Here is a 23,733-nt window from a genome sequence, read left to right as displayed (position 1 = left end):
GCGGTGGACGTCCTGCACCGGTTCGAGCCATCGCCTGATGGGCGGGCCGAGTACCTGAGCTTGCTGTGCCGCTGCGGTGCCGTTGCGTGCCCGTCCGCTCCGCCCGTCCGCTCCGCCCGTCCGCTCCGCCCGTCCGCGGACACGGCGAAGGCCGGGGTCCGCGGACGATTCCGCACACCCCGGCCTCCGACTGCCTCGACCTACCTCGAACTGCCTCGGGCGAACGAGATGGGCACGACGGCTCAGTGACCGCCCTGCTCCGCCAGTCGCTTGATCGACGCGGTGACCTCGGCCTCGGCCTCGGCGCGGCCGACCCAGTTGGCGCCCTCGACCGACTTGCCCGGCTCCAGGTCCTTGTAGACCTCGAAGAAGTGCTGGATCTCCAGGCGGTCGAACTCCGACACGTGGTGGATGTCCTGCAGGTGCTCCCAGCGCGGGTCCGTCGCCGGGACGCAGAGCAGCTTGTCGTCGCCGCCGGCCTCGTCCGTCATCTTGAACATGCCGATGACGCGGCACTTGATCAGGCAGCCCGGGAAGGTCGGCTCCTCCAGGATGACCAGGGCGTCCAGCGGGTCGCCGTCGTCCGCGAGGGTGCCCTCGACGTAGCCGTAGTCGGCCGGGTAGCGGGTCGAGGTGAACAGCATGCGGTCAAGGCGAAGACGACCGGTCTCGTGGTCGACCTCGTACTTGTTGCGCGAGCCCTTAGGGATTTCGATAAGGACGTCGAACTCCAACGGTTCCTCCAAGGTAGGGACTGACAGAATCCAAGTGTCTCCTACGGGAGTGAGTGCTCAGGAAAGGGGCCGGTCGGTGGGCGCAGGGGTCGGGGCGGGGCACCGCCGAAGAGGGACGGCGGCGGGGCTGTTCGGGGCGGTGCTCCTGGTCGCCGGGACGGTCCTGTCCTCGGGCGGTGGCGCGTACGCGTCGCCGTCACCGTCGTCGGGCGGGCAGACCACCGGCCAGGGGGAGGGCGAGGACCGGGACGGCAAGCACGGCGAGAAGGGCGACAAGGGCAACGGCGACAAGGGCAGCAACGGCGACAAGGGCCCCGGCAACAACGGCAACAACGGCAGCAACGGCAAGGGCAAGGGGCGCACCGGCGCCACCGAGACGCCCCACCCGGGCGGCACCGGGACGGCCGCCGCCGCCTCGCCGTCCGCCGGCCGTCCGGCCCCCGCCGCCGGCGCCGTGCTGGCCTCCGCCGAGACCGGCCCGGCCGCGGGACTGCCCACCACCCAGGGCCTCCAGCAGGCGCTCGCCGCCGCGCTCGGCGACAAGAACCTCGGCACCGTCAGCCTCGCCGTCGCGGACGCCGCCGACGGCCGGCTCCTCTACGGCTCGGGGGAGAACACCCCCGCCACGCCCGCCTCCACCACCAAGCTGGCGACCTCGATCGCGGCGCTCTCGCTGATCCCGGGCGACACCCGGCTCACCACCCGGGTCGTCAAGAGCGCCGACCCCGGCGGGATCACCCTCGTGGGTGGTGGCGACCCGACCCTCACCGCGCTGCCCGCCGACCAGGTGCAGATCGCCGGCCTGCCCGCGGACGCCGACACCGCCCCCGCCTCGCTGGACGCGCTGGCCCGGCAGACCGCCGCCGCGCTGAAGGCCGCCGGCACCACCGCGGTCAAGCTCGACTACGACCTCTCGATGTACTCCGGCAATCCGCAGCACAAGTACCACGACGCGGCCAACATCGCCCTGGTCACCCCGCTGATGGTGGACGAGGGCAAGGCCGACCCGAAGAGCCGGGAGGACGCGCCCGCCCGCGTCGCCGACCCCGCGGGGTCGGCCGCCGAGGCCTTCGCCAACCTGCTGAAGGCCCAGGGAATCACCGTCGAGGGGAAGGCCAAGGCGGCCGCCGCCCCGGCCGCCGCCGGCGCGCCCGTCCTCGGCCGGGTGGACTCGCCGACCGTCGACCGGCTGGTCGAGCGGATGCTGACCACCTCCGACAACACCCTCGCCGAGGCGATCGCCCGTCAGGCCGCGCTCGCCGCCCACCAGCCGGCCAGTTTCGAGGGCGCCGCCACCGCGGTCACCCAGGAGCTCGGCCGGCTCGGTGTGCCGACGGCGGGCGTGGTCCTCAACGACGGCAGCGGGTTGCACCAGGGCAACGCGATCCCGCCGACCGTCCTGGTCCAACTGCTCGCGCTGGCCGCGTCGGACCAGCACCCGGCCCTGCGCCCGGTGCTCACCGGCCTGCCGATCGCCGGCTTCACCGGCACCCTCGGCAAGCGCTTCGGCTCCGGCTCCGGCGCGGCCGAGGCGGCCGGCCTGGTCCGCGCCAAGACCGGCAGCCTCAGCGGCGTGAACACCCTGGCCGGCACGGTGGTGGACGCCGAGGGCCGGCTGCTGGCCTTCGCCGTGATGACCAGGACCGGCGCACCCGTCGACACCGCGCGCGCCGCCATGGACCGCATCGTCGCCCGCCTCGCCGCCTGCGGCTGCCACTGACGGACCGACAGGAGGCCCACGGGCGCGATCCCGCGCGGACGGGCGCCGTCCGCGCGGTCCTCGTCCGGGTCGCCGGGCAGACCGTCGGGACCTGTGGCTCCCCCCGGTGGGCGGGAGCACGTACGGTGAGGGCATGACGAGCGCGAGCGGCGGTGCTGACATGGTCGACTGGAATCTCGCGGTCGCAACCGCGACCAGGCTGGTGCGGCCCGGACCGGAGGTGAGCCGCGCGGAGGCGGCGGCCGTGGTGGCCGAGTTGCGGCGGCACGCCCTGGAGGCGGAGGAACACGTCCGGGCGTTCACCGGCATGCGCTCCAGCAGCCTCGCCGAGGCCGCGGCGACCCCGGTGCTGATCGTGGACCGCCCCGGCTGGGTGCGGGCCAACGTGGCGGGCTTCCGCACCATCGTCCAGCCGTTGGTGGAGAAGCTCCAGGCGCGCCGGGCGAGCAGTGCCGCGGCCGGCGTCCTCGGCTCGGTGGGGGAGAAGGCCACCGGGATCGAGGTCGGCGCGCTGCTGGCCTTCCTGTCCACCAAGGTGCTCGGCCAGTACGAGACCTTCGCCCCGGCCGAGCCCTCGCTGGAGGCGCCGGACAGCCCGGCCGCGCTGTTCGACAAGCCCCGGCTGGGCCCCGACGGTCCCGGCCCGGGCCGGCTGCTGCTGGTGGCGCCGAACATCGTGCACGTCGAGCGGGAACTGGACGTCGACCCGGCCGACTTCCGGCTCTGGGTCTGCCTGCACGAGGAGACCCACCGCACCCAGTTCACCGCGGTGCCGTGGCTGCGCGACCACATCCAGTCCGAGGTGCAGTCCTTCCTGTCCGAGACGGACGTCGACCCGGGCGCGCTTCTGGACCGGCTGCGGGACGCGGCCGGCTCGCTCGGCGGCCTGCCCGGCCTCGGCGGCCGCGGGGAGGCCGGGCAGGCCTCCGCAGGCCTGCTGGAGATCGTCCAGTCGCCCGCCCAGCGCGAGATCCTGGGCCGGCTGACGGCCGTGATGTCGCTGCTGGAGGGCCACGCGGACGTGGTGATGGACGGCGTCGGTCCGGCGGTGGTGCCGAGCGTCGCGGAGATCCGGGAGAAGTTCCAGCAGCGCCGGGACCGCGGAGCCAACCGGCTGGACCTGGTGCTGCGCCGGCTGCTCGGCATGGACGCCAAGCTCCGCCAGTACCAGGACGGCGCGGTCTTCGTGCGCGGGGTGGTGGACCAGGTCGGCATGGAGGGCTTCAACCGGGTCTGGACGTCGCCGAACACCCTGCCGACCAAGGACGAGATCCACGACCCGGGGGCCTGGGTGGCCCGCGTCGCGCGGTAGCGCGCCCGGCTCGGGGACCGCGTCGGCCGGGGACCAGGTGCGGTCCTCGGCCCGAAGGCGGTCGGCGGCGGTCAAACCCGTTCGTACGAGTGGTCCAGTCGTGCAGATGGCGGGTGAAGATACGTTTCTCCATTCACCCGAACGTGGGACGGTGGTCGTACCGGTGGCGCGGGTGGCGTAGCGGGTGCCTCCTTTCTGCCACCATCTGTGAGCGCCCGGTAACACGGTGCTCACAGATGCGCGGCCCCCGCCGCGCCCACCGCCGTCCTGTCCCCCCTCCGCCAAGGAGCCGTCCGCCGTGGGCCCACACCCCGCTGTCGCCGCGATACGCCTGGCCGTACGCCGCACGCTCACCGACCTCGCCGCCGAGGCCGGCACCACCTTCACCGCGCCCGTGCGCGAGCCCCGCGAGCGCCCGAGCGGGGCGCCGCTGGTCGGCGCGACCGTCGGGACGACCCTGATCGGCAACGCCCACCGGCACCCCTCGGGGCTGCCGCGGACCCCGGCCGCGCCCGGCTCGCCGCTGGTCCTGGTGGCCGTCAGCGGGGGCGCGGACTCCATGGCGCTGGCCATCGCGGCCGCCTTCGAGGCTCCCAAGATCGGCCTGCGGGTCGGTGCCGTCACCGTCGACCACGGCCTCCAGGCCGGCTCCGCCGACCGCGCCGCCCAGGTCGCCGAGCGGCTGCGCACGCTCGGGCTCGACCCGGTCGAGGCGGTCCCGGTCCAGGTCGGCCGCGCCGGCGGTCCCGAGGCCGCCGCCCGGGACGCCCGCTACGCGGCCCTGGACGAGGCCGCCGAGCGCCTCGGTGCGGTCGCCGTCCTGCTCGGCCACACCCGCGACGACCAGGCGGAGACGGTGCTGCTGGGCCTGGCCCGCGGCTCCGGATCCCGCTCGCTGGCCGGGATGCCGGCCCAGAAGGGCCGCTACCGCCGCCCGCTGCTGGAGCTGGACCGGGCCGCCACCCGGCAGGCCTGCTCCGCCCAGGCGATCCCGGTCTGGGACGACCCGCACAACTGCGACCCCGCGTACACCCGCTCCCGGGTGCGGCACGAGGTGCTGCCGGTGCTGGAGAAGCACCTCGGCGGCGGAGTGGTCGAGGCGCTAGCCCGCACCGCCCGGCTGTTCCGGGACGACGCCGACGCGCTGGACCAGTGGGCGGCACTGGCCGAGCGCGACCTCCGGACGGGAGAGGGCACCCTGGACGCGGCCAAGCTGGCCGAACTGCCGCCCGCGGTGCGCCGCCGGGTGCTGCGCCGGGCCGCGCTGCGGGCGGGCTGCCCGGCCGGGGACCTCTTCGCGCGCCACCTCGAAACGATCGACCTGCTGGTCACCGGATGGCGGGGCCAGGGGCCGCTGCACCTACCCGGGGGCGTCGAAGCCACCCGCAGGTGTGGCACGCTGGTCTTTCGGCGGCAGGGCGACTGACGGGCAGGCATGCCCCCGGGGCGCCGGGCCGCCGGCCATACAGACCCCGAACGTTTGAGGACGTATCCCCGGTGGACCAGAACGACATGGGCGCTGACCTCGCGAAGGTGCTCATCAGCAAGGACGAGATCGACGCCAAGCTCCAGGAGCTGGCCGAGCGCATCGACCGGGACTACGCAGGCAAGGACCTGCTGATCGTCGGCGTCCTCAAGGGTGCCGTGATGGTCATGGCGGACCTCGCCCGCGCCCTGCACTCGCAGGTCACCATGGACTGGATGGCGGTCTCCTCGTACGGGATGGGCACCAAGTCCTCCGGCGTGGTGCGGATCCTCAAGGACCTCGACACCGACATCGCCGGCCGGGACGTCCTGATCGTCGAGGACATCATCGACTCCGGTCTGACCCTGTCCTGGCTGCTCGGGAACCTGGGCTCGCGCGGCCCGGCCTCGCTGGAGGTCTGCACCCTGCTGCGCAAGCCGGACGCGGCCAAGGTCGAGATCGACGTCAAGTACGTCGGCTTCGACATCCCCAACGAGTTCGTGGTCGGCTACGGCCTGGACTACGCGGAGAAGCTCCGCAACCTCCCCTTCATCGGCACCCTCGCCCCGCACGTCTACGGCGGCTGAGAAACGGTTCCGGGCCCCGTTCGGGCTACGGGCGGGAACAGTACGCCGTTCCCGCCCGTTGGATCGGGGGGAAAGAGAAGTACGTCGTGTCGCTGTGCTCCCGCCACGGGTGGGTCGGACTGCGGTACGGTCCAATAAAACCGCTCTTCACATGAGCAGAGACCAGATGCGCCGGCGGCCCACGGCCACGCGGCGCCGTCGAGTGGCAGGAGGGACGGGGCGGCAACGCCCCGCATGGATGGACGTCAAGCGATACTTCCGTGCGCCGATCATGTGGATCGTGCTGGCCGTCCTCGCCGTCATCGTGCTGATGCAGGTCGTTTCTGACTCGAACGGCTACAAGACGGTGGACACCGGGCAGGTCGTCGCAGCGATCGATGCCAAGCAGGTCAAGTCGGCGCAGATCACCACCGGTGACTCGAACACGATCAAGATCCAGCTGAAGGACGGCGCCAAGCTGTCCGACGCCGGTACGGGCAAGACCCCGTCCGGCAGCAAGTTCCAGGCCTCGTACATCGGCGACCAGGGTGTCGCGATCGCCGACAAGCTCCAGGCCCAGATCAACGACAACGACCAGAGCACGCTCTCCGAGGGCTACACCATCAGCCCGGAGAAGCAGAGCACCTTCGTCAGCCTGCTGCTGTCGATGCTGCCCATCGTGATCATCGTTCTGGTCTTCCTGTTCCTGATGAACCAGATGCAGGGCGGCGGCTCGCGCGTCATGCAGTTCGGCAAGTCCAAGGCCAAGCTGCTCACCAAGGACACCCCGAAGACCACCTTCGCGGACGTCGCGGGTGCGGACGAGGCGGTCGAGGAGCTCCACGAGATCAAGGAGTTCCTGCAGGAGCCGGCCAAGTTCCAGGCCGTCGGCGCCAAGATCCCCAAGGGCGTGCTGCTGTACGGCCCGCCCGGTACCGGCAAGACCCTGCTGGCGCGAGCCGTCGCGGGCGAGGCCGGGGTGCCGTTCTACTCGATCTCCGGATCGGACTTCGTCGAGATGTTCGTGGGTGTCGGCGCCAGCCGCGTCCGCGACCTCTTCGAGCAGGCCAAGGCGAACGCCCCGGCGATCGTCTTCGTCGACGAGATCGACGCCGTCGGCCGGCACCGCGGTGCGGGCCTCGGCGGCGGCCACGACGAGCGCGAGCAGACCCTCAACCAGCTGCTGGTCGAGATGGACGGCTTCGACGTCAAGGGCGGCGTGATCCTGATCGCCGCGACCAACCGCCCCGACATCCTGGACCCGGCGCTGCTGCGCCCGGGCCGCTTCGACCGCCAGATCGCGGTCGAGCGCCCCGACCTCCAGGGCCGGCTGGACATCCTCAAGGTGCACCAGAAGGGCAAGCCGGTCGCGCCGGACGTCGACCTCTCGGCCGTCGCCAAGCGCACCCCCGGCTTCACCGGTGCGGACCTGGCGAACGTCCTCAACGAGGCCGCGCTGCTGACCGCCCGCTCGGACAAGAAGCTGGTCGACAACGTCACGCTGGACGAGGCGATCGACCGCGTCGTGGCCGGCCCGCAGAAGCGGACCCGGATCATGTCCGAGAAGGAGAAGAAGATCACCGCGTACCACGAGGGCGGCCACGCCCTGGTGGCGGCGGCGTGCCCCAACAGCGACCCGGTGCACAAGATCACCATCCTGTCCCGCGGCCGGGCCCTCGGCTACACCATGGTGCTGCCGGACGAGGACAAGTACTCCACCACCCGCAACGAGATGCTCGACCAGCTGGCCTACATGCTGGGCGGGCGCGCGGCGGAGGAGCTGGTCTTCCACGACCCGACCACCGGCGCCTCGAACGACATCGAGAAGGCCACCGCCACCGCGCGGGCCATGGTGACCCAGTACGGCATGACCGAGCGCCTCGGCGCGATCAAGTTCGGCTCGGACAACTCGGAGCCGTTCCTCGGTCGTGAGATGGGCCACCAGCGCGACTACTCGGAAGAGGTCGCCGGGCTGGTCGACGAAGAGGTCAAGAAGCTCATCGAGAACGCGCACAACGAGGCCTGGGAGATCCTGGTCGAGAACCGCGACGTGCTCGACAACCTGGTCCTGGAGCTCCTGGAGAAGGAGACCCTCAACAAGGAACAGATCGCCGAGATCTTCTCGACCATCGTCAAGCGCCCGGCCCGGCCGGCCTGGACGGGCTCGTCCCGTCGGACGCCGTCCACCCGGCCGCCGGTGCAGTCGCCGAAGGAGCTGGCGCTCACCAACGGCGCCGCCGCCACCGAGACCGCCCCGGTCGACGTGGTGAAGCTCCCGCCGCTGCCGGCGGAGCCGCCGACGGAGGGCTGATCCGGCGCCTGGAAGAACGGAATGGATGCCGCGTCACCGGGGTTTGTACCCTGGAGGCGCGGCATCCGTGCTGTTCAGTCAAGTCATCTCCACTAGTTAGCGAGGCCCGCATGATCGACCCGGTGACGCTCGACGGTCCGCCCGCCGTCGGGACCTTCGACCAGAAGCGGGCCGAGAACGCCGTCCGCGAGCTGCTGCTCGCCGTGGGGGAGGATCCGGACCGCGAGGGGCTGATGGAGACGCCGGCCCGGGTGGCCCGGGCCTACAAGGAGATATTCGCGGGCCTCTGGCAGGAGCCGGAGGACGTCCTGACCACCACCTTCGACCTCGGCCACGACGAGATGGTGCTGGTCAAGGACATCGAGCTGACGTCCGTCTGCGAGCACCACCTGGTGCCGTTCCGGGGCGTGGCGCACGTCGGGTACATCCCGTCGGCCAGCGGCAAGATCACCGGTCTCTCCAAGCTCGCCCGGCTGGTCGACGTCTACGCCCGCCGCCCGCAGGTGCAGGAGCGGCTCACCAGCCAGGTCGCCGACGCGCTGATGCGGATCCTCGAACCGCGCGGGGCGATCGTCGTGGTCGAGTGCGAGCACATGTGCATGTCGATGCGCGGCATCCGCAAGCCCGGGGCCAAGACCATCACCTCCTGCGTGCGCGGCCAGCTCCGTGACCCGGCCACCCGCGCCGAGGCGATGAGCCTCATCATCGGGCGATAGTGCGGGCGCTGCGGCGGGCGGTCAGAGCGTCTCGTGCTCGGCGTGCGGCGGGGCCGGGGTGCCCAGGGCGTTGCGGCGCTCGGGCATCCGGAGCCTGACCATCCGCCGCCAGCCGAACGCGAGGTCGTAGAGGTAGAGCGCGTGGACGCCGGCCGTGACCACGGCCCGCTGCCAGCGCGGCCACCGGAGGATCCGCGCCATCCGGGCGGTCACCGCCAGGCCGACGTCCCGGTGGGTGCGGATCTCGCCGCGCGCACAGGTCTCCAGGGTGTGCCGGATGTACGGGCCGTGGCCCTCGGCGGTGAACCGGAGCAGCTCCTCGTGGCAGTAGGCGAGGTGGTTGTCCTCGTCGGCGGAGATCATCCGCATCGCCCGGCCGAGGTCGGGGTTGTCGCCGTACACCTTGACCAGCTGGCGCATCTGCTCGGCCGCGCGCTGCTCGGTCACCCGGCTGTGCGCCAGGTAGGTGATGATCTCGCGCTCGGCCAGCGGCACGTCGCTGTTGAGCCGCTCGTGCGAGAGGCCGACGCCCTGGCGCTCCAGCAGCATGCAGTAGTCGGCCTCGGCGGGGACGTCCACCTTGGGCAGGCCGCGCTTGTTCAGCAGCTGGGTGAAGATCCGGCCGTGCTTGCGCTCGTCGGCACCGTGCCGGGCGATCTTGGGGGCGAGGACCGGGTCCCGGGTGAGTGAGGTGATCCGCTCGTTCTCCCAGCCGCCCTGGTCCTCGCCACCGGCCGCGATGCTGCAGAAGAGTTGGTAGGCCTCGTCGTTGCGGTAGATCTCGTCGAAGAGTGATCGGGTGCTGAGCATGGGGCCTCCTGCTCGGATCCGGGCCGCCCCGGGCCGGTCGGCCGGGCGGTCGCGATACGTTCCCGCGCGGTGCCGCCCGGCCCGCCGGACCGGCGGGTAATCACCCGCCCGGCGGCGTGGCACCGGGCCGTCAGTTCCAGGCGAGCCGGGCGCTCATCCACTCCAGCGCGGCGGGCAGCTCACGGGTCCAGCTCTCGAAGTTGTGACCCCCGTCGTCCAGGAAGAGCGACTCGACCTTGAACTGGGGGTTGGTCTCCGACACCCGCCGGGCCAGCTCGACGAACTTCTGCGTCTCCGCGAAGCCGCCCTCCTTGCGGCTGTTCATCACCATCAGCGAGAGGTTCGGCGCCGGGAGGTTCTGCAGCCGCCAGTTGAGGTCGCTCTGGTCGGCCAGCCCCTTGTCGCCGCCGAAGAGGCTGCCGCCGGTGAACTGGTCCTCGGCGACCTTGAAGTCGCCGTGCATGCCCACCCCGCTGGCGAAGACCTCCGGGTAGCGCATCGCCAGCCGCATCGCGCAGCTGCCGCCGGTGGAGAAGCCGAGCACGCCCCAGGACGAGGCGGAGCGGCTGACCCGGTAGGTGGCGCGCAGGGCGTCGGGCACGTCCTTGGCGAACCAGGACTCGGTGCGCGCGCCGCCGGGGACGTCCACGCACTCGGTGTTGCGGGGCGGGGCGACGGTCGGGCGGGCCATCACGATGATCGCGGGCGCCATCTTGCCGGCCTTGCGCAGCTCCCAGGCGGTCTGCGGGACGGGGAGGTCCTTCATCAGGTTCAGGCTGGTGCCGGGGAAGCCGGAGATGGCCAGCAGCACCGGGAAGCGGACCATGGCGAGCTTCGGGTCGAAGTACTCCGGGGGGAGGTAGACGAACATCTGGTCCGACAGGCCGGTCTCCTTGCCGGAGACCCGGACCGACTCGATCTTGCCGACCTCCTCCGGCGGGCCCTTGGGCAGGTCGGTGACGGTCTCCATGCCGCCCTCGTTGCTGGGCTGGATCAGCTCGTCGGAGGCCGGGGCGCCGCCGTGGTGGTTCTCGTTGCTGGTGAGTGCCAGCTTGGCGCCGCCGGGGTTGAGCAGGTCGTCCCAGGAGGTGTAGAAGCCGAAGGAGTTGTTGACCGACAGCGCCATCACGGCCAGCACCGACACCTGAGTGACCGTCATCAGCCCGATCCGGCCGATCACCGGCAGGGGGCGCTGGCGGGCCAGCCGGGGCCAGAGCCAGAGTGTGGCGAGCAGGGCCGCCGCGCCGAGCGCGAGCAGCGAGTTCACCAGCGCGTCGCTGGTCAGTTCCATGCCGTCGGCCTTCCGCTGGAACACTGTCGGGGCACGCTTCATCGTCTGGTGGTCCGTCAGATCCGGCCATCGCGGCTGGGCTGTCCGGACGTCGGGTCGGGCCGGGAGGCCGGGGGTGATCCCGCGCAACCGGCGCCCTAGAATGCGGCGTCCACCGTACGTACCGCGTATGCGGGGGCCCGTCGCGCCACGCGGCGCAGGGCCCCGGCACCCACCCCTCGGCTCAATCGCAGCGCCCTGCCGAACACCGGTTTACCTTCCGTTTCCGGATGTTTGGTATGCGCATTGCCCGATGAAGGAAAAGGCATGAAGGTCCATCACAACTCCTCCCCCGGAGTGACAGGACTGCGCTCCGCAGCCTCTACGCTGAGCTTCCATGAGCGTTCCCGTGTCCGTTGAGCCGAGCCCCGAGCAGCCGCCCCGCCGTCGCGGCCTGCAGACGCTTCGTACCCAAGCGGCCGCCGTCCCGAGGGCCTGGCTCCCCGGTGCGGTCGGCTACGCCTGTCTGCTGATCGGACTGGTGGACATCGCGAGCGCGGTGTTCCCCAAGCTCCGGCACACCAAGGTGCACACCTTCGCCGGGCAGCTGCCGGGCGGCACCACCACCCTGGCCGCGGCCGGCACGCTGATGATCGGCCTGCTGCTGGTGCTGCTCGCCCACGCCCTGCGCCGCCGCAAGCGGCGGGCCTGGCGCGCCGTCTGCGTGCTGCTGCCGGTCGGCGCGGCGCTGCACATCCTGCGCTGGCACCAGATCGGCCCGGCGGTCGTCTCGCTGGTGCTGCTGGCGGTGATGCTGGTGCACCGGGGCGAGTTCTACGCCAAGGCCGACCCGCGCACCCGCTGGCGGGCCGTGGCCAACCTGGTCGTGATGGGCACCATCAGCGTGCTGCTCGGCCTGCTGATCGTCTCCGCCCGCGCCAAGTACGAGATCGGCCACCCGAGCCTGTTCCACCGCCTGGAGCACGTCGGGTACGGGCTGTTCGGCTTCGAGGGTCCGGTCGGCTACACCTCGGACAAGGTCTCCGACCTGGTCGCCTACCTGCTCGGCGGGATGGGCCTGATCACCGCCTTCACCACCGCGTACCTGGCGCTGCGCCCGGAGAAGCCCAAGCCGGAGCTGACGGCCGAGGACGAGGAGAAGGTCCGCGCGCTGCTCGACCGGCACGGCGAGCGGGACTCGCTGGGCTACTTCGCGCTGCGCCGCGACAAGAGCGTGCTGTTCTCGCCCACCGGCAAGGCGGCGATCTCGTACCGGGTCGTCTCCGGTGTGATGCTCGCCTCCGGCGACCCGGTCGGCGACGTCGAGGCCTGGCCGGGCGCGATCAAGGTCTTCATGGCCGAGGCCCGCGAGCACGCCTGGGTGCCGGCCGTGATGGGCTGCAGCGAGGTCGGCGGCGAGGTCTGGACCCGCGAGGCGGGGCTGGACGCGCTGGAGCTGGGCGACGAGGCGATCGTCGACACCGGCACCTTCTCGCTCTCCGGCCGCGCCATGCGCAACGTCCGGCAGATGGTCAAGCGGATCGAGCGCAACGGCTACTCCTGCCAGGTGCGCAAGGTCGCCGACCTCAGCCCGGAGGAGAAGTACCGGATCGCCGAGGCCGCCGCGCGCTGGCGCGGCACCGACACCGAGCGCGGCTTCTCGATGGCGCTGGGCCGCTTCGGCGACCCGGGCGACGACGCCTGCGTGGTGGTCACCGCCCACAAGGCGCCGGAGGAGGGCGAGGCCGGCGACGACCTGAAGGCCGTGCTGCACTTCGTGCCGTGGGGGCCGGACGGCATCTCGCTGGAGCTGATGCGCCGCGACCGCGCCGCCGACCCGGGCCTGAACGAGCTGCTGATCGTGGCCGCGCTCCAGGCCGTGCCGGCCATGGGCATCCGGCGGGTCTCGCTCAACTTCGCGATGTTCCGCTCGGCGCTGGCGCGCGGTGAGCGGATCGGCGCCGGTCCGGTCCTGCGGGCCTGGCGCGGGCTGCTGGTCTTCCTCTCGCGCTGGTTCCAGATCGAGTCGCTGTACAAGTTCAACGCCAAGTTCCAGCCCGAGTGGGAGCCGCGCTTCCTGGTCTTCCCGAACACCCGCGACCTGCCCCGGATCGGCTTCGCCGCCATGCAGGCCGAGGCCTTCATCACGCTCGGGATGCCGCGCTTCGGCCGCAAGCCGCAGCGGCAGGGCCTGATGCCGGCGCCGCGCCCGGAGGTCACCGAGGCCGCCTGAGCCGCGCCCCGGACCTGACCGGGCCCCCACCGGGAAACACCCGGTGGGGGCCCGGTTCGTCAAGGGCCGGTTCGATAATGGGGAGTATGAGCAATTCGCTGCCTTTCTCCCTGCCGGCCGGACTGCCGCGGCTCGACCGCTGTGCCGTGATGGGCGTGGTCAACGTGACCCCCGACTCCTTCTCGGACGGCGGGATGTGGCACGACCCCGCCCGCGCCATCGCGCACGGTCTCGCGCTGCGCGCCCGCGGCGCCGACCTGGTCGACGTCGGCGGAGAGTCCACCCGCCCCGGCTCGGCGCGGGTGCCCGAGGAGGAGGAGCTCGGCCGGGTGCTGCCGGTGGTCCGCGAACTGGCCGACGCCGGGGTGGTGGTCTCCGTCGACACCATGCGCGCCTCCGTCGCCGAGCAGGCCGTGGCGGCCGGCGCCCGGATCGTCAACGACGTCTCCGGCGGCCTGGCCGACCCCGCGATGGCCCGGGTGGTGGCCGAGACGGGCATCCCGTTCGTGGTGATGCACTGGCGCGGGCAGTCCGCCGACATGGACCGGCTGGCGGTCTACGGCGACGTGGTCACCGACGTGGTCGGCGAGCTGACCGCCCGGGTGGACGCGCTGCTGGCGGCCGGTGTCAAGGAGGAGCAGCTGGTCCTGGACCCGGGCCTGGGCTTCGCCAAGACCGCCGAGCACAACTGGGCGCTGCTCGGCCGGCTCGACGCGCTCACCGCGCTCGGCCGTCCCGTCCTCGTGGCCGCATCGCGCAAGCGGTTCCTGGGTACGCTGCTCGCCGACCCGGAAACCGGGGAGCTGCGCCCGGCCCGGGAGCGCGACGACGCGACCGCCGCGGTGTCGGTACTGTCGGCCCGGGCCGGTGCCTGGGCGGTGCGGGTGCACGACGTGTCCGGCACGGCGGACGCCGTCCGGGTGGTCGCGGCCTGGCAGCGGGCGTCAGGGGCGGGCCCCTCCTGCCCGACGACGGGCAACGAGGGCGGGTGAAACGGGAGGGTCTGTGGCAGGTGACGGCAGGGTGAGCGGCGAGACCGCGGGTCAGCGGGGCCGGGAGGCGGACCGGGAGGCCGTCCTGGAGGCCAACCGGGCGCTGTACGAGGCGCTGGAGAACGGCGATCTGGAGGCGGTCGAGGACGCCTGGCTGGGGGCCGCCGAGGCCGACGACAAGGGCGGCGTGGTGTGCGTGCACCCCGGCTGGCCGGTGCTGCGCGGGCGGGCCCAGGTGACCCGCTCGTACATGCTGATCATGGCGAACACGGAGTACATCCAGTTCATCCTGACCGACGTCGAGGCCGAGGTTCACGGCGATGTGGCCCTTGTCACGTGCACCGAGAACATCCTTTCCGGCGGGGAGGCCGAGGAGGAGGGCGAACTCGGGCCGCTGGTCGGCGGAAAGGTCGTGTCGACCAATCTCTTCCGCCGCACCCCGGCCGGCTGGAAGCTCTGGTCGCACCACGGGTCACCCGTGCTGACCAGCGGTGACGACGAGGACGAGGACTGATCCGGGGACCGTCGGGAAATCGGCCCCCGACGGTCGCCCGGGAATTTCCGGTCGGTCACCGAACGTTCACGTCAATCGCCATTCCGGCGTGCGTGGCGACGGTTCGTGCCGGGTAGGACGGTCAGGCGTTGTCCGCGCTCGCAGGTAGATTCGAAACGGAGTGGCGGGCGCGATGCCCGCCTTCGCCCTGCCTGCCCACGTTGTGTCCGGGGCAGGGCCCGTCCGACTGGGAGCAGTGATTCGTTTGCTGGACCGCGTCACCCTGCGGGGCCTGCGTGCCCGGGGCCACCACGGCGTCTTCGAGCGCGAGCGCGTCGAGGGCCAGACCTTCGTGGTGGACCTGGTGCTCTACCTGGACACCCGCCCCGCCGCGTCCGGCGACGACCTCACCCGCACGGCGCACTACGGCATCGTGGCCGAGGAGGTCACCGCGATCATCGCCGGCGAGCCCGTCGACCTGATCGAGACCCTCGCCCAGCGCATCGCCGACCAATGCCTGAAGCACGACGCGGTGGAGGAGGTCGAGGTCACCGTGCACAAGCCGGACGCCCCGATCACCGTGCCGTTCGACGACGTGACCGTGACCATTCACCGGGGCCGCGCATGAGTTGGACCGCGCACCCCGTTCCAGCCAGAGGGATTCCGATGAGCGAGCGAAGCGAGCGAACCATGGAGAGGCACGCGCGGGCGAACGCCCCCGCCGGCCGAAGCGAGGCGGGCGCATGAGCACCACTGACCCGACCGCCGCGCCGACCGCGTTCGACCTGGAGAGCCGGGTGGACTCGGCCGACGCCACGCTGCACGCCCAGCGCTGCGCCGTGATCGCCCTCGGCTCCAATCTGGGCAACCGCCTGGACACCCTGCAGGGGGCCGTCGACGCCCTCGCCGACACCCCCGGACTCCGGATCAAGGCCGTCTCCGCCGTGTACGAGACGGAGGCCGTCGGCGGCCCCGACGAGCAGCCCAACTACTACAACGCCGTGGTCGTGCTGCGTACCTCGCTGCCCCCGCGCGACCTGCTGGAGCGCGGCAACGCGATCGAGGACGCCTTCGGCCGGGTCCGCACCGTCCACTGGGGCCCGCGCACCCTGGACGTCGACATCCTCGCCTACGAGGGCGTCACCAGCGACGACCCGCAGCTGCTGCTGCCGCACCCGCGCTCCCACGAGCGGGCGTTCGTGCTCGCCCCGTGGCTGGACGCCCAGCCGGAGGCCGAGGTGCCCGGCCACGGGCAGGTCGCCGCGCTGCTGGAGGCGCTCGGCGGCCCGGACGCCCAGGGCGTCCGGCGGCGCGAGGACATCCGGCTGACGCTTCCGGAGTAGGACCGCGGGCCGGCCGGGCGGGGCGGGGCGGGCCCGCCCGGGCGGCCGGGGAACTCGGACGGGGGCCCCGGCCGTACGAGTAGGTGTCCGCCCCGTGCACAGGTGCCCGCCTGGCCGGGCCGGTACGGTGGCCTGGCGCCGTCGTACCCCGAGCCCCGGGGCGGCCGCCCGACTTCGGTACCCCGGGAAGGAACCACGTCCGAGTGAAGCTGCTTCGCCTCCGCCTGCTGGTCGGCATCACCGCCGCCACGACGGCGCTGTCCTGGGCCGGTGCCAAGCTCTGGGCCTCCCTGGACACCCTGCCCGCCGTGCCCGGCGCGGCCCCGGTCGTGCTGGCCGCGGTGGCGGTGATCCTGCTCGCCACGGCGATCTCGCTGCGCTCCCGGCTGAAGGCGGCGCGCGAGCGCCGGCCCGGGGCGAAGGCGGTCGACCCGCTGGGCGCGGCCCGCGCGGTCGTGCTGGGCCAGGCGAGCGCCCTGGTCTCGGCGGTGGTCACCGGCATCTACGCGGGCGCCGGGATCTACCTGCTGGGCGAGCTGGACGTGCCGGCCCGCCAGGACCAGGCCGTGACGGCCGGCCTCGCGGTGCTGGCCGGTGCCGCGGTGATCGCGGCGGCGCTCTGGCTCCAGCACGTCTGCAAGCTGCCCGAGAACCACGACGACCCGGGCGCCCAGGGCGGGCCCGGCGGCCGGGCGGCCACCCACCGCTGAACGGGCCGTTTTCCGGGGCCGGGGACGGGGCCGTCGGTGATCTTGGGTGAGGGTCCGGGTACGTGCGGTAAAGCTTGCGCAGTGTCAAGGGCCAAAGCGGACCCTGGGCTGACACGGCCCCAATTCGCACGCTAGTTTCTTGGCATGTCTCGCGGACGCCACCGTCATTCCTCCGTCCTCGGCCGGGTCCTTCCCCCCACCGCCGCCGGCGTGCTCATCGTCGCCGCGGTGGCCGCGCTGCTCTTCAGTCAGGACACCATCCTGGTCCGCTCGGTGGGCGTGGCCGCGGTGCTCGCGGCGCTCGGGATCGCGGTGCTGCTGCGCCAGCGCGACCGGGCCGCCCGGGCCGCGGCCGAGGTCTCCGTCGCCCAGCGGCTGCGCGCCGAGGAGCGCTTCGAGGAGCAGCTCGCCGAGGCCGAGTACGCGGCGGAGGTCGCCGAGGAGCGGGCCACCCGGTTCGGGCGGCGGCTGACGGCGGAGAAGTCGCGGCTGGCCAAGGCCGAGACCGAGATCGCCCGGCTGCTGCGCGAGCGCGCCGTGATGGTCGCCGAGCAGGCGCTCAAGGAGGCCGAGGCGGCGCAGCGTGCGCTCGCCGCGAGCCGTCCGAAGTACCCGGCCAGCCCGGCCGCGTTCGTCCGGGCCGCGGCGGTGCTGCGTCAGCTGGAGCGGCGCGCGGCGGCACAGCAGGAGCAGCGGGAGCAGCGGGAGCGTGCGGCCGGTGCGGAGATCGCGCTGCGCGCCCGTACGGCTCCCGTGACCGTCTCCGCGCCCGCGCCGGTGGTGCCCGCCGCGCCCGCGCCGGTGGTGCCCGCCCCGGTGGCTCCCGCGGTGCCCGCCCCGGAGGCGTCCAGGCCTGCGGTGGCCGCCCCTGCGGCTCCGGTGCGGCCGGTGCTGACGGCGACGGTCGGGCAGCTCGGTGGCGACCGGGCCGCGCCCGCCGTTGCGGCGGAGCGGCAGCGGCCGCGGCCGGCGCAGTCCGGTGCGGCGCGCGGTCAGGGCTTCAGCTTCTTCGGCCGCCACCAGGGGGCGGCGGTCCGGCCGGCGGCCCCGGCGCCGGCGGTCGGCAGCGTCGCGGAGCTCGGCGAGCGCGCGGACCTGGCCGACGTGGTCGGGGACGAGGCCGTGGCCGCGCAGGCGGAGAGCCGGGCGCAGGCCGAGGCCCGGGCCGCCGCCGAGGTCCGGGTGGCGGCCGGTGAGGACGCGGAGCCGGCCGAGGAGACCCAGGTGCAGCCGAAGGTGGTCGACCTGACCCCGGACGACGAGACCGAGCTGCTCCAGCTCCCGGAGCTGCGCGCCTCGCGCTGACCTCCCCTTCCGCCTGCCGCCCCGGCGCAGGAGGCCGGCCCGCCCGGCTTCCTGCGCCGCGGCGTTCCACGGGCCGGCCGTACGGGTGCGGGCCGGGAACGCCGGAGCGCCCGGCCCCTGACGGAGGGGGACCGGGCGCTCCGGGGTGGCGTCAGATCTGGACGCCGAAGTCCTGGGCGATGCCCGCGAGGCCGGAGGCGTAGCCCTGGCCGACGGCGCGGAACTTCCACTCGGCGCCGTTGCGGTAGAGCTCGCCGAAGATCATGGCGGTCTCGGTGGCGGCGTCCTCGGAGAGGTCGTAGCGGGCGATCTCGGCGCCGCCGGCCGCGTTGACCACGCGGATGTAGGCGTTGCGGACCTGGCCGAAGTTCTGCGACCGGGCCACGGCGTCGTAGATCGAGACCGGGAAGGTGATCTTGACGGCCTCGGCCGGCAGGCCGGCCAGGTTGACGTTGATCGCCTCGTCGTCGCCGGCGCCCTCGCCGGTGCGGTTGTCACCGGTGTGGACGACGGTGCTGTCCGGGGTGCTGGTGTTGTTGAAGAAGACGAAGTGGCTGTTGGACAGCACCTTGCCGTCCGCGTTCAGCACGATCGCGCTGGCGTCCAGGTCGAACTCGGCGCCGGTCGTGGTGCGGACGTCCCAGCCGAGACCGACGGTGACCGCGGACAGGCCGGGGGCCTCCTTGGTCAGCGAGACGTTGCCACCCTTGGAGAGGCTCACTGGCATGGTGTTTGCTGTCCCTTCGTTGCTTTTGCCCGGGATAACGCGAGAGACCGAGGGCTTGGTTCCAGGCTCCGCGGCAAATTCTTTTGGGTGAATCACGTTCGGGCAATGGCCCGGTCAATGTCCGGTCAGATTCTCCGGAAGCGGCCCTGGAGCGACCAGATGGCCGGATTGTCGGCCAGATCGGGGTGCATGTCGAAGAGGTCGGCCAGGGTGTCGTGGAGGAAGTCGCGGGCTTCGCGCCGCAGGTCGCCGTGGCGGACCACGGCGGGCTCCTCGTCCGGCAGCCAGGTGGCGCTGATCTCGACCCAGTTGAAGCGGCGGGCGAACCGCAGCAGCTCGGTGTTCTGGGTGAAGTCGAGGTCCGCGGTCTGCACCCGGGCGGCGCGGCCGCCGGCGGGGTCGCGGTCCAGCTCCTCGGCGATGTCGCAGAGCGCCCACGCGAAGTCGAGCACCGGCACCCATCCCCAGGCTGTGGACAGTTCGACGCCGTCGCCGTCCAGGAAGACGTCGCCGCAGAACAGGTCGTACCGCAGCGCGTGCACGGAGGCCGTCCGGTAGTCGGTCTGCGGGGGGTCGGGGAAGCGGTTGGAGAGGGAGTAGCCGAGCTCGATCACGTTGGCCATTGTCCCGGTAAAACGGGGTGACCGGTGCGGCCCCGGCGCGGGATGATGGGCGCATGCCCGAGCCCATCCGCGTACGGGGGTCGGTGGTCGTCCCCGACGCCGAGCTCGTCTGGCGCTTCTCGCGTTCCTCCGGCCCCGGTGGCCAGCACGTCAACACGTCCGACACCCAGGTCGAGCTGCGCTACGACCTGGCGGCCTCCTCCGCCCTGCCCGAGGTGTGGCGCCAGCGCGCCCTGGAGCGGCTGGCCGGCCGCCTGGTGGACGGGCGGGTGCTGGTGGTGCGCGCCTCGGAGCACCGTTCGCAGTGGCGCAACCGCGAGGTCGCCGCCGCCCGGCTGGCCTCGCTGCTGGCCGAGGCCACTGCGCCACCGCCGAAGACCCGCCGGGCGACGAAGCCGAGCCGCGGCATGGTCGAGCGGCGGCTGTTCAGCAAGCGGCACCGCTCCGAGGTGAAGCAGGGCCGGCGCGCCCCGAAGGGCGAGTGACTCAGCCGAGCTGCCGGTAGCCGCCGCGGAAGTAGAGCAGCGGCCGGCCACCCGGGTCGGGCACGACCGCCTCCAGGACGCGGCCGAGCAGCAGGGTGTGGTCGCCGGCGGGTATCCGCTGTTCGGTGCGGCACTCGACGGTGGCCAGTGCGTCGTCGATCAGCGGTGCGCCGCTGTACGGGCCGCGGTGGTGCGGCGCGTCGGCGAACAGCAGCCGGTCGCTGAGCCGGCCCTTCATGGCGAACCGCGAGCCGAGCGCCTTCTGCTGCTCGGAGAGCAGGGAGACCGCCCAGGTCTGCGCGCGGGAGAGCACCTCGTCCATCCGGGAGTCCTCGCGGACGGAGATCAGGACCAGCGGGGGCTCCAGCGAGACGGAGAGGAAGGACGTGGCGGTCATGCCGACGTCCTCGCCGTCGTCCGGGTCGTGGACGGTCACCAGGCTCACGCCGGAGGCGAGCTGGGAGAGTGCGGCCCGGAACTCGTCGGGCGTTGCTTGGAGGGCAGCTTCGGGCTGCGGAGCCGGGTACACGTACCGCACGGTAGTCGGCGGCGGCGCGAAACGGCATCGGGCCGTGGTCGTAGGACCAGAGCCGCAGGGGTTACGGTTCACGGCCGCTCTCACCCCCAGGAGTGAAGGCAGGGGGCCTGCCGGCCGCCTGGTGGCTTCAGTGCGCGGCCATTGCGGCCGACCACCAGAATCGTGCCGATAAAGCCTTATGTCCCGATATGGGGCGGATGAGCTGATTAAGAGCGCATAAGTGTCGTGTGATTTAAGTCACAAGTGATGGCCTATTGCTGACCGAGCGTGCCGAACGCTGTGCTCCCTGTGATTCAGTTCTTCTGGCAATCGGACGATAACCATTCAAGAACTATCCGAAGCAGCCGGGGAGCCCCCGCATGGAAGCCGAGTCGGAGCCCTACGTCCGTCTCGCGACCCTCCGCACCTTGCACCGGGTCGTGGCGGACCTCAACGCTGCCCGCAGCCTGGCGGGCACGCTGCAGGCCGTGGTCGAGGGCGCGGTGCACGGGCTGGGCTTCGACGCCGCCGCGGTGAGTCTGGTCCGGCCGGATGGGGACCTCGTGGTGGCGGCCGTCTGGGAGCTGGAGGAGAGCGCCATGGGCGGCCCCTCCGTCCTGCTCGGCCAGGTCGGCTCCCGGGAGTCCTGGGACCGCCTGCTCGGCGTCAGCGACCACTGGGGCACGCTCCGCTTCCTGCCCTACGACCGCGGCTGGGCCGTGGCCAGCGACATTCCGCGCTGGATCGGCGACGGTCCGATGCCGGTCTACGCCAACGACTGGCACCCCGCCGACGGTCTGCTCGCCCCGATGTACAGCGCCGGCGGCGACCTCCTCGGCGTCCTCTCCGTGGACCGCCCGCGCAGCGGCAAGCGGCCCGGCGCCTGGACCAGGGAGGCGCTGGAGATGTTCTCCCTCCAGGCCTCCATCGCGATCGGCAACGCCCGGCTGCGGGCCGAGATGCAACGCGCGCTCGCCCGCCTGGAGAAGGAGCAGCAGGCGCTGCGGGCCAGCGAGGAGAGCTTCCGCCAGGCCTTCGAGTACGCGCCCAGCGGGATGGCCATCACCGAACTGCACGGGGCCGGGCGCGGCCAGCTGACCAGGGTCAACGACGCGCTCTGCCGCCTGCTCGGCCGCCCGCGCGCGGTGCTGCGCCAGCAGAGCTTCGCCGATCTCGTCCACCCGGAGGACCGCGCGCTGCTGGAGCGCACCAGTGCCGAGAGCGGCCGGGCGGAGCTGCGGCTGTCCCGGCGCGACGGCGGCTACCAGTGGGTCTGTCTGCGCAACTCGATCGTCGCCGACGCGGCCGAGGGTCCGAGCTTCCTGCTCACGCACGTGGAGGACATCGAGGACCGCAAGCGCCACGAGCTCCAGCTCGCGCACCGGGCCAGCCATGACGCGCTCACCGGGCTGCCGAACGGCGCCGAGCTGAAGGCCCGGCTGGGGCGCAGGCTCTGCAACGAACCGCAGACCGTCGGCGTCGTCCCGCCGGCCGGACGAGGCGAGGGGGTCCCGCCGCAGCCGTACGGGGCACAGGCGTACGGGGCGCAGGCGTACGGCTACTCCGCCGACTCCTACAGCGCGCACGCCGCGTTCGACGGCCTGGAGGGGGTGGACCCGCTCGCCGCCCCGGTGCACCACTACGGCACGGCCGAGGGCTACGCGCTGCCGCCCGCCGCGCCGGGAGGCTACGGCGAGCACGTGCACGCGGTGGTCCCGGCCGACCACGGCGCCGGCGGCGACGCCTGGTCGGGCCCGTTCCGATCGGGCGGTTCCGCGGCCGTGGCGGACAAGGGGCTCGCGGTGATCTTCTGCGACCTCGACGGGTTCAAGTCGATCAACGACCGGTTCGGCCACAACGCGGGCGACGCCGTCCTGGTCGAGGTGGCCCGCCGGCTGAGCCAGGCGGTGCGGGACGGCGACACGGTGGCCAGGCTCGGCGGCGACGAGTTCGTGGTGCTGGCCGACGGCATCGGCCGGGAGGAGGCCAAGGACCTCGCCCACCGGCTGCGCAACGCGATCATCCCGCCGATGCGGATCGACGGCCGGGCGATGCGGGTGGGCGTCAGCCTCGGCATCGGCTGGGCGGGCTGCGGGATGAGCATCGAGGAGGTCCTGCACACCGCGGACGAGCGGATGTACGACGAGAAGCGGGCGCGGGGCGGCTCGGTGCGCGGGGCCCGGGGCGAGCGTTCGCACCGCCGGGCCGGTTAGCGTCCGTTCACCCGACCGAAGCTACCGGCGGGTTGTCAAGGGGTCTTTCCGCGGCGTCGGCGTCGGAAGGTAGGGTTCCCGGGTACGAGCGACCACTGGCGCCGGCGGCACGGAAGCCCGGCGACGCGAACGCGATGGGGGAGTTGACCACCGTGACGACCGCCGGCAGCAACGGAGTGCCCGAGAGCCCGGAGGGCGGTGCCCCGCAGGACGACGACCCCTTCGGTTACCTCTACCGTCCGGCCGACGGCAGTGCCGCGCAGCCGGCCGAGCCGCAGCAGGGCGTACCCCGGACGTCGTACAACCGTCCGATGGAGGTCGGCCGCGCCCAGTACGGGCAGCAGCCGTACCCGCCGCAGCAGCGCCAGCAGCCGTTCCCGCAGCAGCAGGGCTACCCGCAGCCCGGCCAGCCGTACGGGCAGCAGCCCGAGTACGGCGCCGCGCCGACCCAGCAGACCCGGTACGCCGAGCACTCCCGGCCGCAGCCGGGGGAGGAGCGGCCGAGCGGCGGGCGGAGCAAGGGTGCGGTGATCGGTGCGGTGGCGGTGGTCGCGGCCATCGCGATCGGCGCCGGCATAGCGCTCTCCACCGGGGACCCGGACGGCGACAAGAACGCGAAGGGCGGCCAGACCACGGCACCGGCGACCACGGGCACCGGCACCGCGTCGGCCGGCCCGTCGGCCACTGGCTCGCCGTCGGCCGGCGCCTCCGCCACGGCCACCTCCGGGCCGTCCACCGTGGACGCCGGGCAGCTGCAGGGGCAGAACGCGCCGTCCGGCAACACGGTCAAGGGCGCCAAGTCGGCGGACGGCAGCTACCTGACGCTGCAGCCGGGCGGGTCGGTCACCTGGACCGGCGAGGTCGCCGCCGCGGGCACCTACAAGTTCACCGTGCACTTCAACAACGCGGCGGGGGACGTGAAGGCCGCCGCGGCGGTGAACGGCAAGGACTGGCCGAGCGGGCTGTCCTTCAAGAACTACTCGCCGGGCAAGGACCCGGCGTCCTCCTGGTTCACCACCTACATCAACCCGCAGCTCCAGGCGGGTTCGAACTCGATCACGATCTCGGCCCCCACGGGCGGGACCGTCCTGATCGACCAGGTGCTCCTGGAGGGCGGCTCCTGATCCGCCGCGGACGCGAGACGGGCGCCCCGCCCCCGAGGGGGCGGGCGGCCGTCGTCGTGCCGGG

General features: G+C 72.8%; 22 protein-coding genes. 16 read left to right on the top strand and 6 right to left on the bottom strand.

The features are described from left to right. Nucleotides 1-242 precede the first annotated feature (242 nt). Nucleotides 243-734 (bottom strand): inorganic diphosphatase, encoded by a 492-nt coding sequence (locus ACFC1F_RS01185; RefSeq protein ID WP_148643392.1) that lies wholly within the window; start codon nucleotides 732-734, stop codon nucleotides 243-245. A 76-nt stretch (nucleotides 735-810) separates the two neighbouring features. On the opposite strand from ACFC1F_RS01185, the gene dacB reads away from it, so the two are divergent. The 6 genes from dacB to folE all read left to right on the top strand — a co-directional run bounded on the left by dacB (nucleotide 811) and on the right by folE (nucleotide 8,824). Continuing rightward, nucleotides 811-2,454, top strand: coding sequence for a D-alanyl-D-alanine carboxypeptidase/D-alanyl-D-alanine-endopeptidase (dacB, locus tag ACFC1F_RS01180; protein ID WP_376154805.1), 1,644 nt, complete (start codon nucleotides 811-813; stop codon nucleotides 2,452-2,454). 133 nt (nucleotides 2,455-2,587) lie between these two features. Further along, entirely contained in the window at nucleotides 2,588-3,766 is a 1,179-nt protein-coding gene (locus ACFC1F_RS01175) for a zinc-dependent metalloprotease (RefSeq protein ID WP_209417089.1), read from the top strand. A 298-nt stretch (nucleotides 3,767-4,064) separates the two neighbouring features. Next, nucleotides 4,065-5,192 (top strand): tRNA lysidine(34) synthetase TilS, encoded by a 1,128-nt coding sequence (gene tilS, locus ACFC1F_RS01170; protein WP_209417090.1) that lies wholly within the window; start codon nucleotides 4,065-4,067, stop codon nucleotides 5,190-5,192. Between the two features lie 71 nt (nucleotides 5,193-5,263). Then, complete coding sequence (gene hpt, locus ACFC1F_RS01165; protein ID WP_045692298.1) at nucleotides 5,264-5,818, top strand: hypoxanthine phosphoribosyltransferase; 555 nt, start codon at nucleotides 5,264-5,266, stop codon at nucleotides 5,816-5,818. A 238-nt stretch (nucleotides 5,819-6,056) separates the two neighbouring features. After that, entirely contained in the window at nucleotides 6,057-8,108 is a 2,052-nt protein-coding gene (ftsH, locus tag ACFC1F_RS01160) for an ATP-dependent zinc metalloprotease FtsH (RefSeq protein ID WP_376154803.1), read from the top strand. 110 nt (nucleotides 8,109-8,218) lie between these two features. Next, on the top strand, nucleotides 8,219-8,824 hold the full coding sequence (gene folE, locus ACFC1F_RS01155) for a GTP cyclohydrolase I FolE (protein ID WP_376154802.1): 606 nt from the start codon (nucleotides 8,219-8,221) through the stop codon (nucleotides 8,822-8,824). A 21-nt stretch (nucleotides 8,825-8,845) separates the two neighbouring features. Here the strand turns inward: folE and ACFC1F_RS01150 are convergent, their stop codons facing one another. Both ACFC1F_RS01150 and ACFC1F_RS01145 read right to left on the bottom strand, forming a co-directional pair. Continuing rightward, nucleotides 8,846-9,634: a ferritin-like domain-containing protein gene (locus ACFC1F_RS01150; RefSeq protein ID WP_376154800.1), complete on the bottom strand. Its 789-nt coding sequence runs from the start codon at nucleotides 9,632-9,634 to the stop codon at nucleotides 8,846-8,848. Nucleotides 9,635-9,764: 130 nt separating this feature from the next. Continuing rightward, complete coding sequence (locus ACFC1F_RS01145; protein ID WP_209417094.1) at nucleotides 9,765-10,925, bottom strand: esterase family protein; 1,161 nt, start codon at nucleotides 10,923-10,925, stop codon at nucleotides 9,765-9,767. Between the two features lie 376 nt (nucleotides 10,926-11,301). On the opposite strand from ACFC1F_RS01145, the gene ACFC1F_RS01140 reads away from it, so the two are divergent. From ACFC1F_RS01140 to ACFC1F_RS01110, 7 genes are all read left to right on the top strand, one after another. Continuing rightward, the gene (locus tag ACFC1F_RS01140) at nucleotides 11,302-13,137 is read left to right on the top strand and encodes a phosphatidylglycerol lysyltransferase domain-containing protein (RefSeq protein ID WP_376154798.1); all 1,836 of its coding nucleotides are present in this window, start codon (nucleotides 11,302-11,304) and stop codon (nucleotides 13,135-13,137) included. A gap of 86 nt (nucleotides 13,138-13,223) precedes the next feature. Further along, the gene (folP, locus tag ACFC1F_RS01135) at nucleotides 13,224-14,129 is read left to right on the top strand and encodes a dihydropteroate synthase (RefSeq protein WP_376154796.1); all 906 of its coding nucleotides are present in this window, start codon (nucleotides 13,224-13,226) and stop codon (nucleotides 14,127-14,129) included. Nucleotides 14,130-14,160: 31 nt separating this feature from the next. After that, the gene (locus ACFC1F_RS01130) at nucleotides 14,161-14,643 is read left to right on the top strand and encodes a nuclear transport factor 2 family protein (RefSeq protein ID WP_174315652.1); all 483 of its coding nucleotides are present in this window, start codon (nucleotides 14,161-14,163) and stop codon (nucleotides 14,641-14,643) included. Nucleotides 14,644-14,890: 247 nt separating this feature from the next. Further along, nucleotides 14,891-15,250 (top strand): dihydroneopterin aldolase, encoded by a 360-nt coding sequence (gene folB / locus ACFC1F_RS01125; RefSeq protein ID WP_030288941.1) that lies wholly within the window; start codon nucleotides 14,891-14,893, stop codon nucleotides 15,248-15,250. Nucleotides 15,251-15,365: 115 nt separating this feature from the next. Continuing rightward, a complete protein-coding gene (folK, locus tag ACFC1F_RS01120; protein ID WP_209417097.1) occupies nucleotides 15,366-15,965 on the top strand; it encodes a 2-amino-4-hydroxy-6-hydroxymethyldihydropteridine diphosphokinase in 600 nt (199 codons plus the stop codon). A gap of 203 nt (nucleotides 15,966-16,168) precedes the next feature. Beyond that, nucleotides 16,169-16,675, top strand: coding sequence for a DUF3180 domain-containing protein (locus tag ACFC1F_RS01115; protein WP_209417098.1), 507 nt, complete (start codon nucleotides 16,169-16,171; stop codon nucleotides 16,673-16,675). A 144-nt stretch (nucleotides 16,676-16,819) separates the two neighbouring features. Beyond that, nucleotides 16,820-17,980, top strand: a complete 1,161-nt coding sequence (locus ACFC1F_RS01110; protein WP_376154793.1) for a hypothetical protein — start codon at nucleotides 16,820-16,822, stop codon at nucleotides 17,978-17,980. A 151-nt stretch (nucleotides 17,981-18,131) separates the two neighbouring features. On the opposite strand, the gene ACFC1F_RS01105 is transcribed toward ACFC1F_RS01110, so the two are convergent. Further along, nucleotides 18,132-18,707, bottom strand: coding sequence for a TerD family protein (locus tag ACFC1F_RS01105; RefSeq protein WP_209417100.1), 576 nt, complete (start codon nucleotides 18,705-18,707; stop codon nucleotides 18,132-18,134). Nucleotides 18,708-18,832: 125 nt separating this feature from the next. After that, on the bottom strand, nucleotides 18,833-19,330 hold the full coding sequence (locus ACFC1F_RS01100; protein WP_376154791.1) for a hypothetical protein: 498 nt from the start codon (nucleotides 19,328-19,330) through the stop codon (nucleotides 18,833-18,835). A 53-nt stretch (nucleotides 19,331-19,383) separates the two neighbouring features. Between ACFC1F_RS01100 and arfB the strand changes: the two genes are divergently transcribed. Then, nucleotides 19,384-19,815: an alternative ribosome rescue aminoacyl-tRNA hydrolase ArfB gene (gene arfB, locus ACFC1F_RS01095; protein WP_148643378.1), complete on the top strand. Its 432-nt coding sequence runs from the start codon at nucleotides 19,384-19,386 to the stop codon at nucleotides 19,813-19,815. Between the two features lies 1 nt (nucleotide 19,816). Here arfB and ACFC1F_RS01090 read toward each other — a convergent pair whose 3' ends face one another. After that, a complete protein-coding gene (locus ACFC1F_RS01090) occupies nucleotides 19,817-20,353 on the bottom strand; it encodes a flavin reductase family protein (RefSeq protein WP_209417101.1) in 537 nt (178 codons plus the stop codon). A gap of 359 nt (nucleotides 20,354-20,712) precedes the next feature. Here ACFC1F_RS01090 and ACFC1F_RS01085 point away from each other — a divergent pair, with 359 nt between their 5' ends. After that, a complete protein-coding gene (locus ACFC1F_RS01085) occupies nucleotides 20,713-22,545 on the top strand; it encodes a diguanylate cyclase domain-containing protein (protein ID WP_376154789.1) in 1,833 nt (610 codons plus the stop codon). A gap of 143 nt (nucleotides 22,546-22,688) precedes the next feature. After that, nucleotides 22,689-23,669 carry a hypothetical protein gene (locus ACFC1F_RS01080; protein ID WP_376154788.1) on the top strand — a complete coding sequence of 327 codons (981 nt, stop codon included), beginning with the start codon at nucleotides 22,689-22,691 and terminating at the stop codon, nucleotides 23,667-23,669. Nucleotides 23,670-23,733 lie beyond the last annotated feature (64 nt).

The organism is Kitasatospora sp. NPDC056181 (genome assembly GCF_042266225.1).
Taxonomy (GTDB): Bacteria; Actinomycetota; Actinomycetes; order Streptomycetales; family Streptomycetaceae; genus Kitasatospora.
Note: the sequence above shows the minus strand (reverse complement) of the source record. Positions and strands in the feature narration are given on the sequence as shown.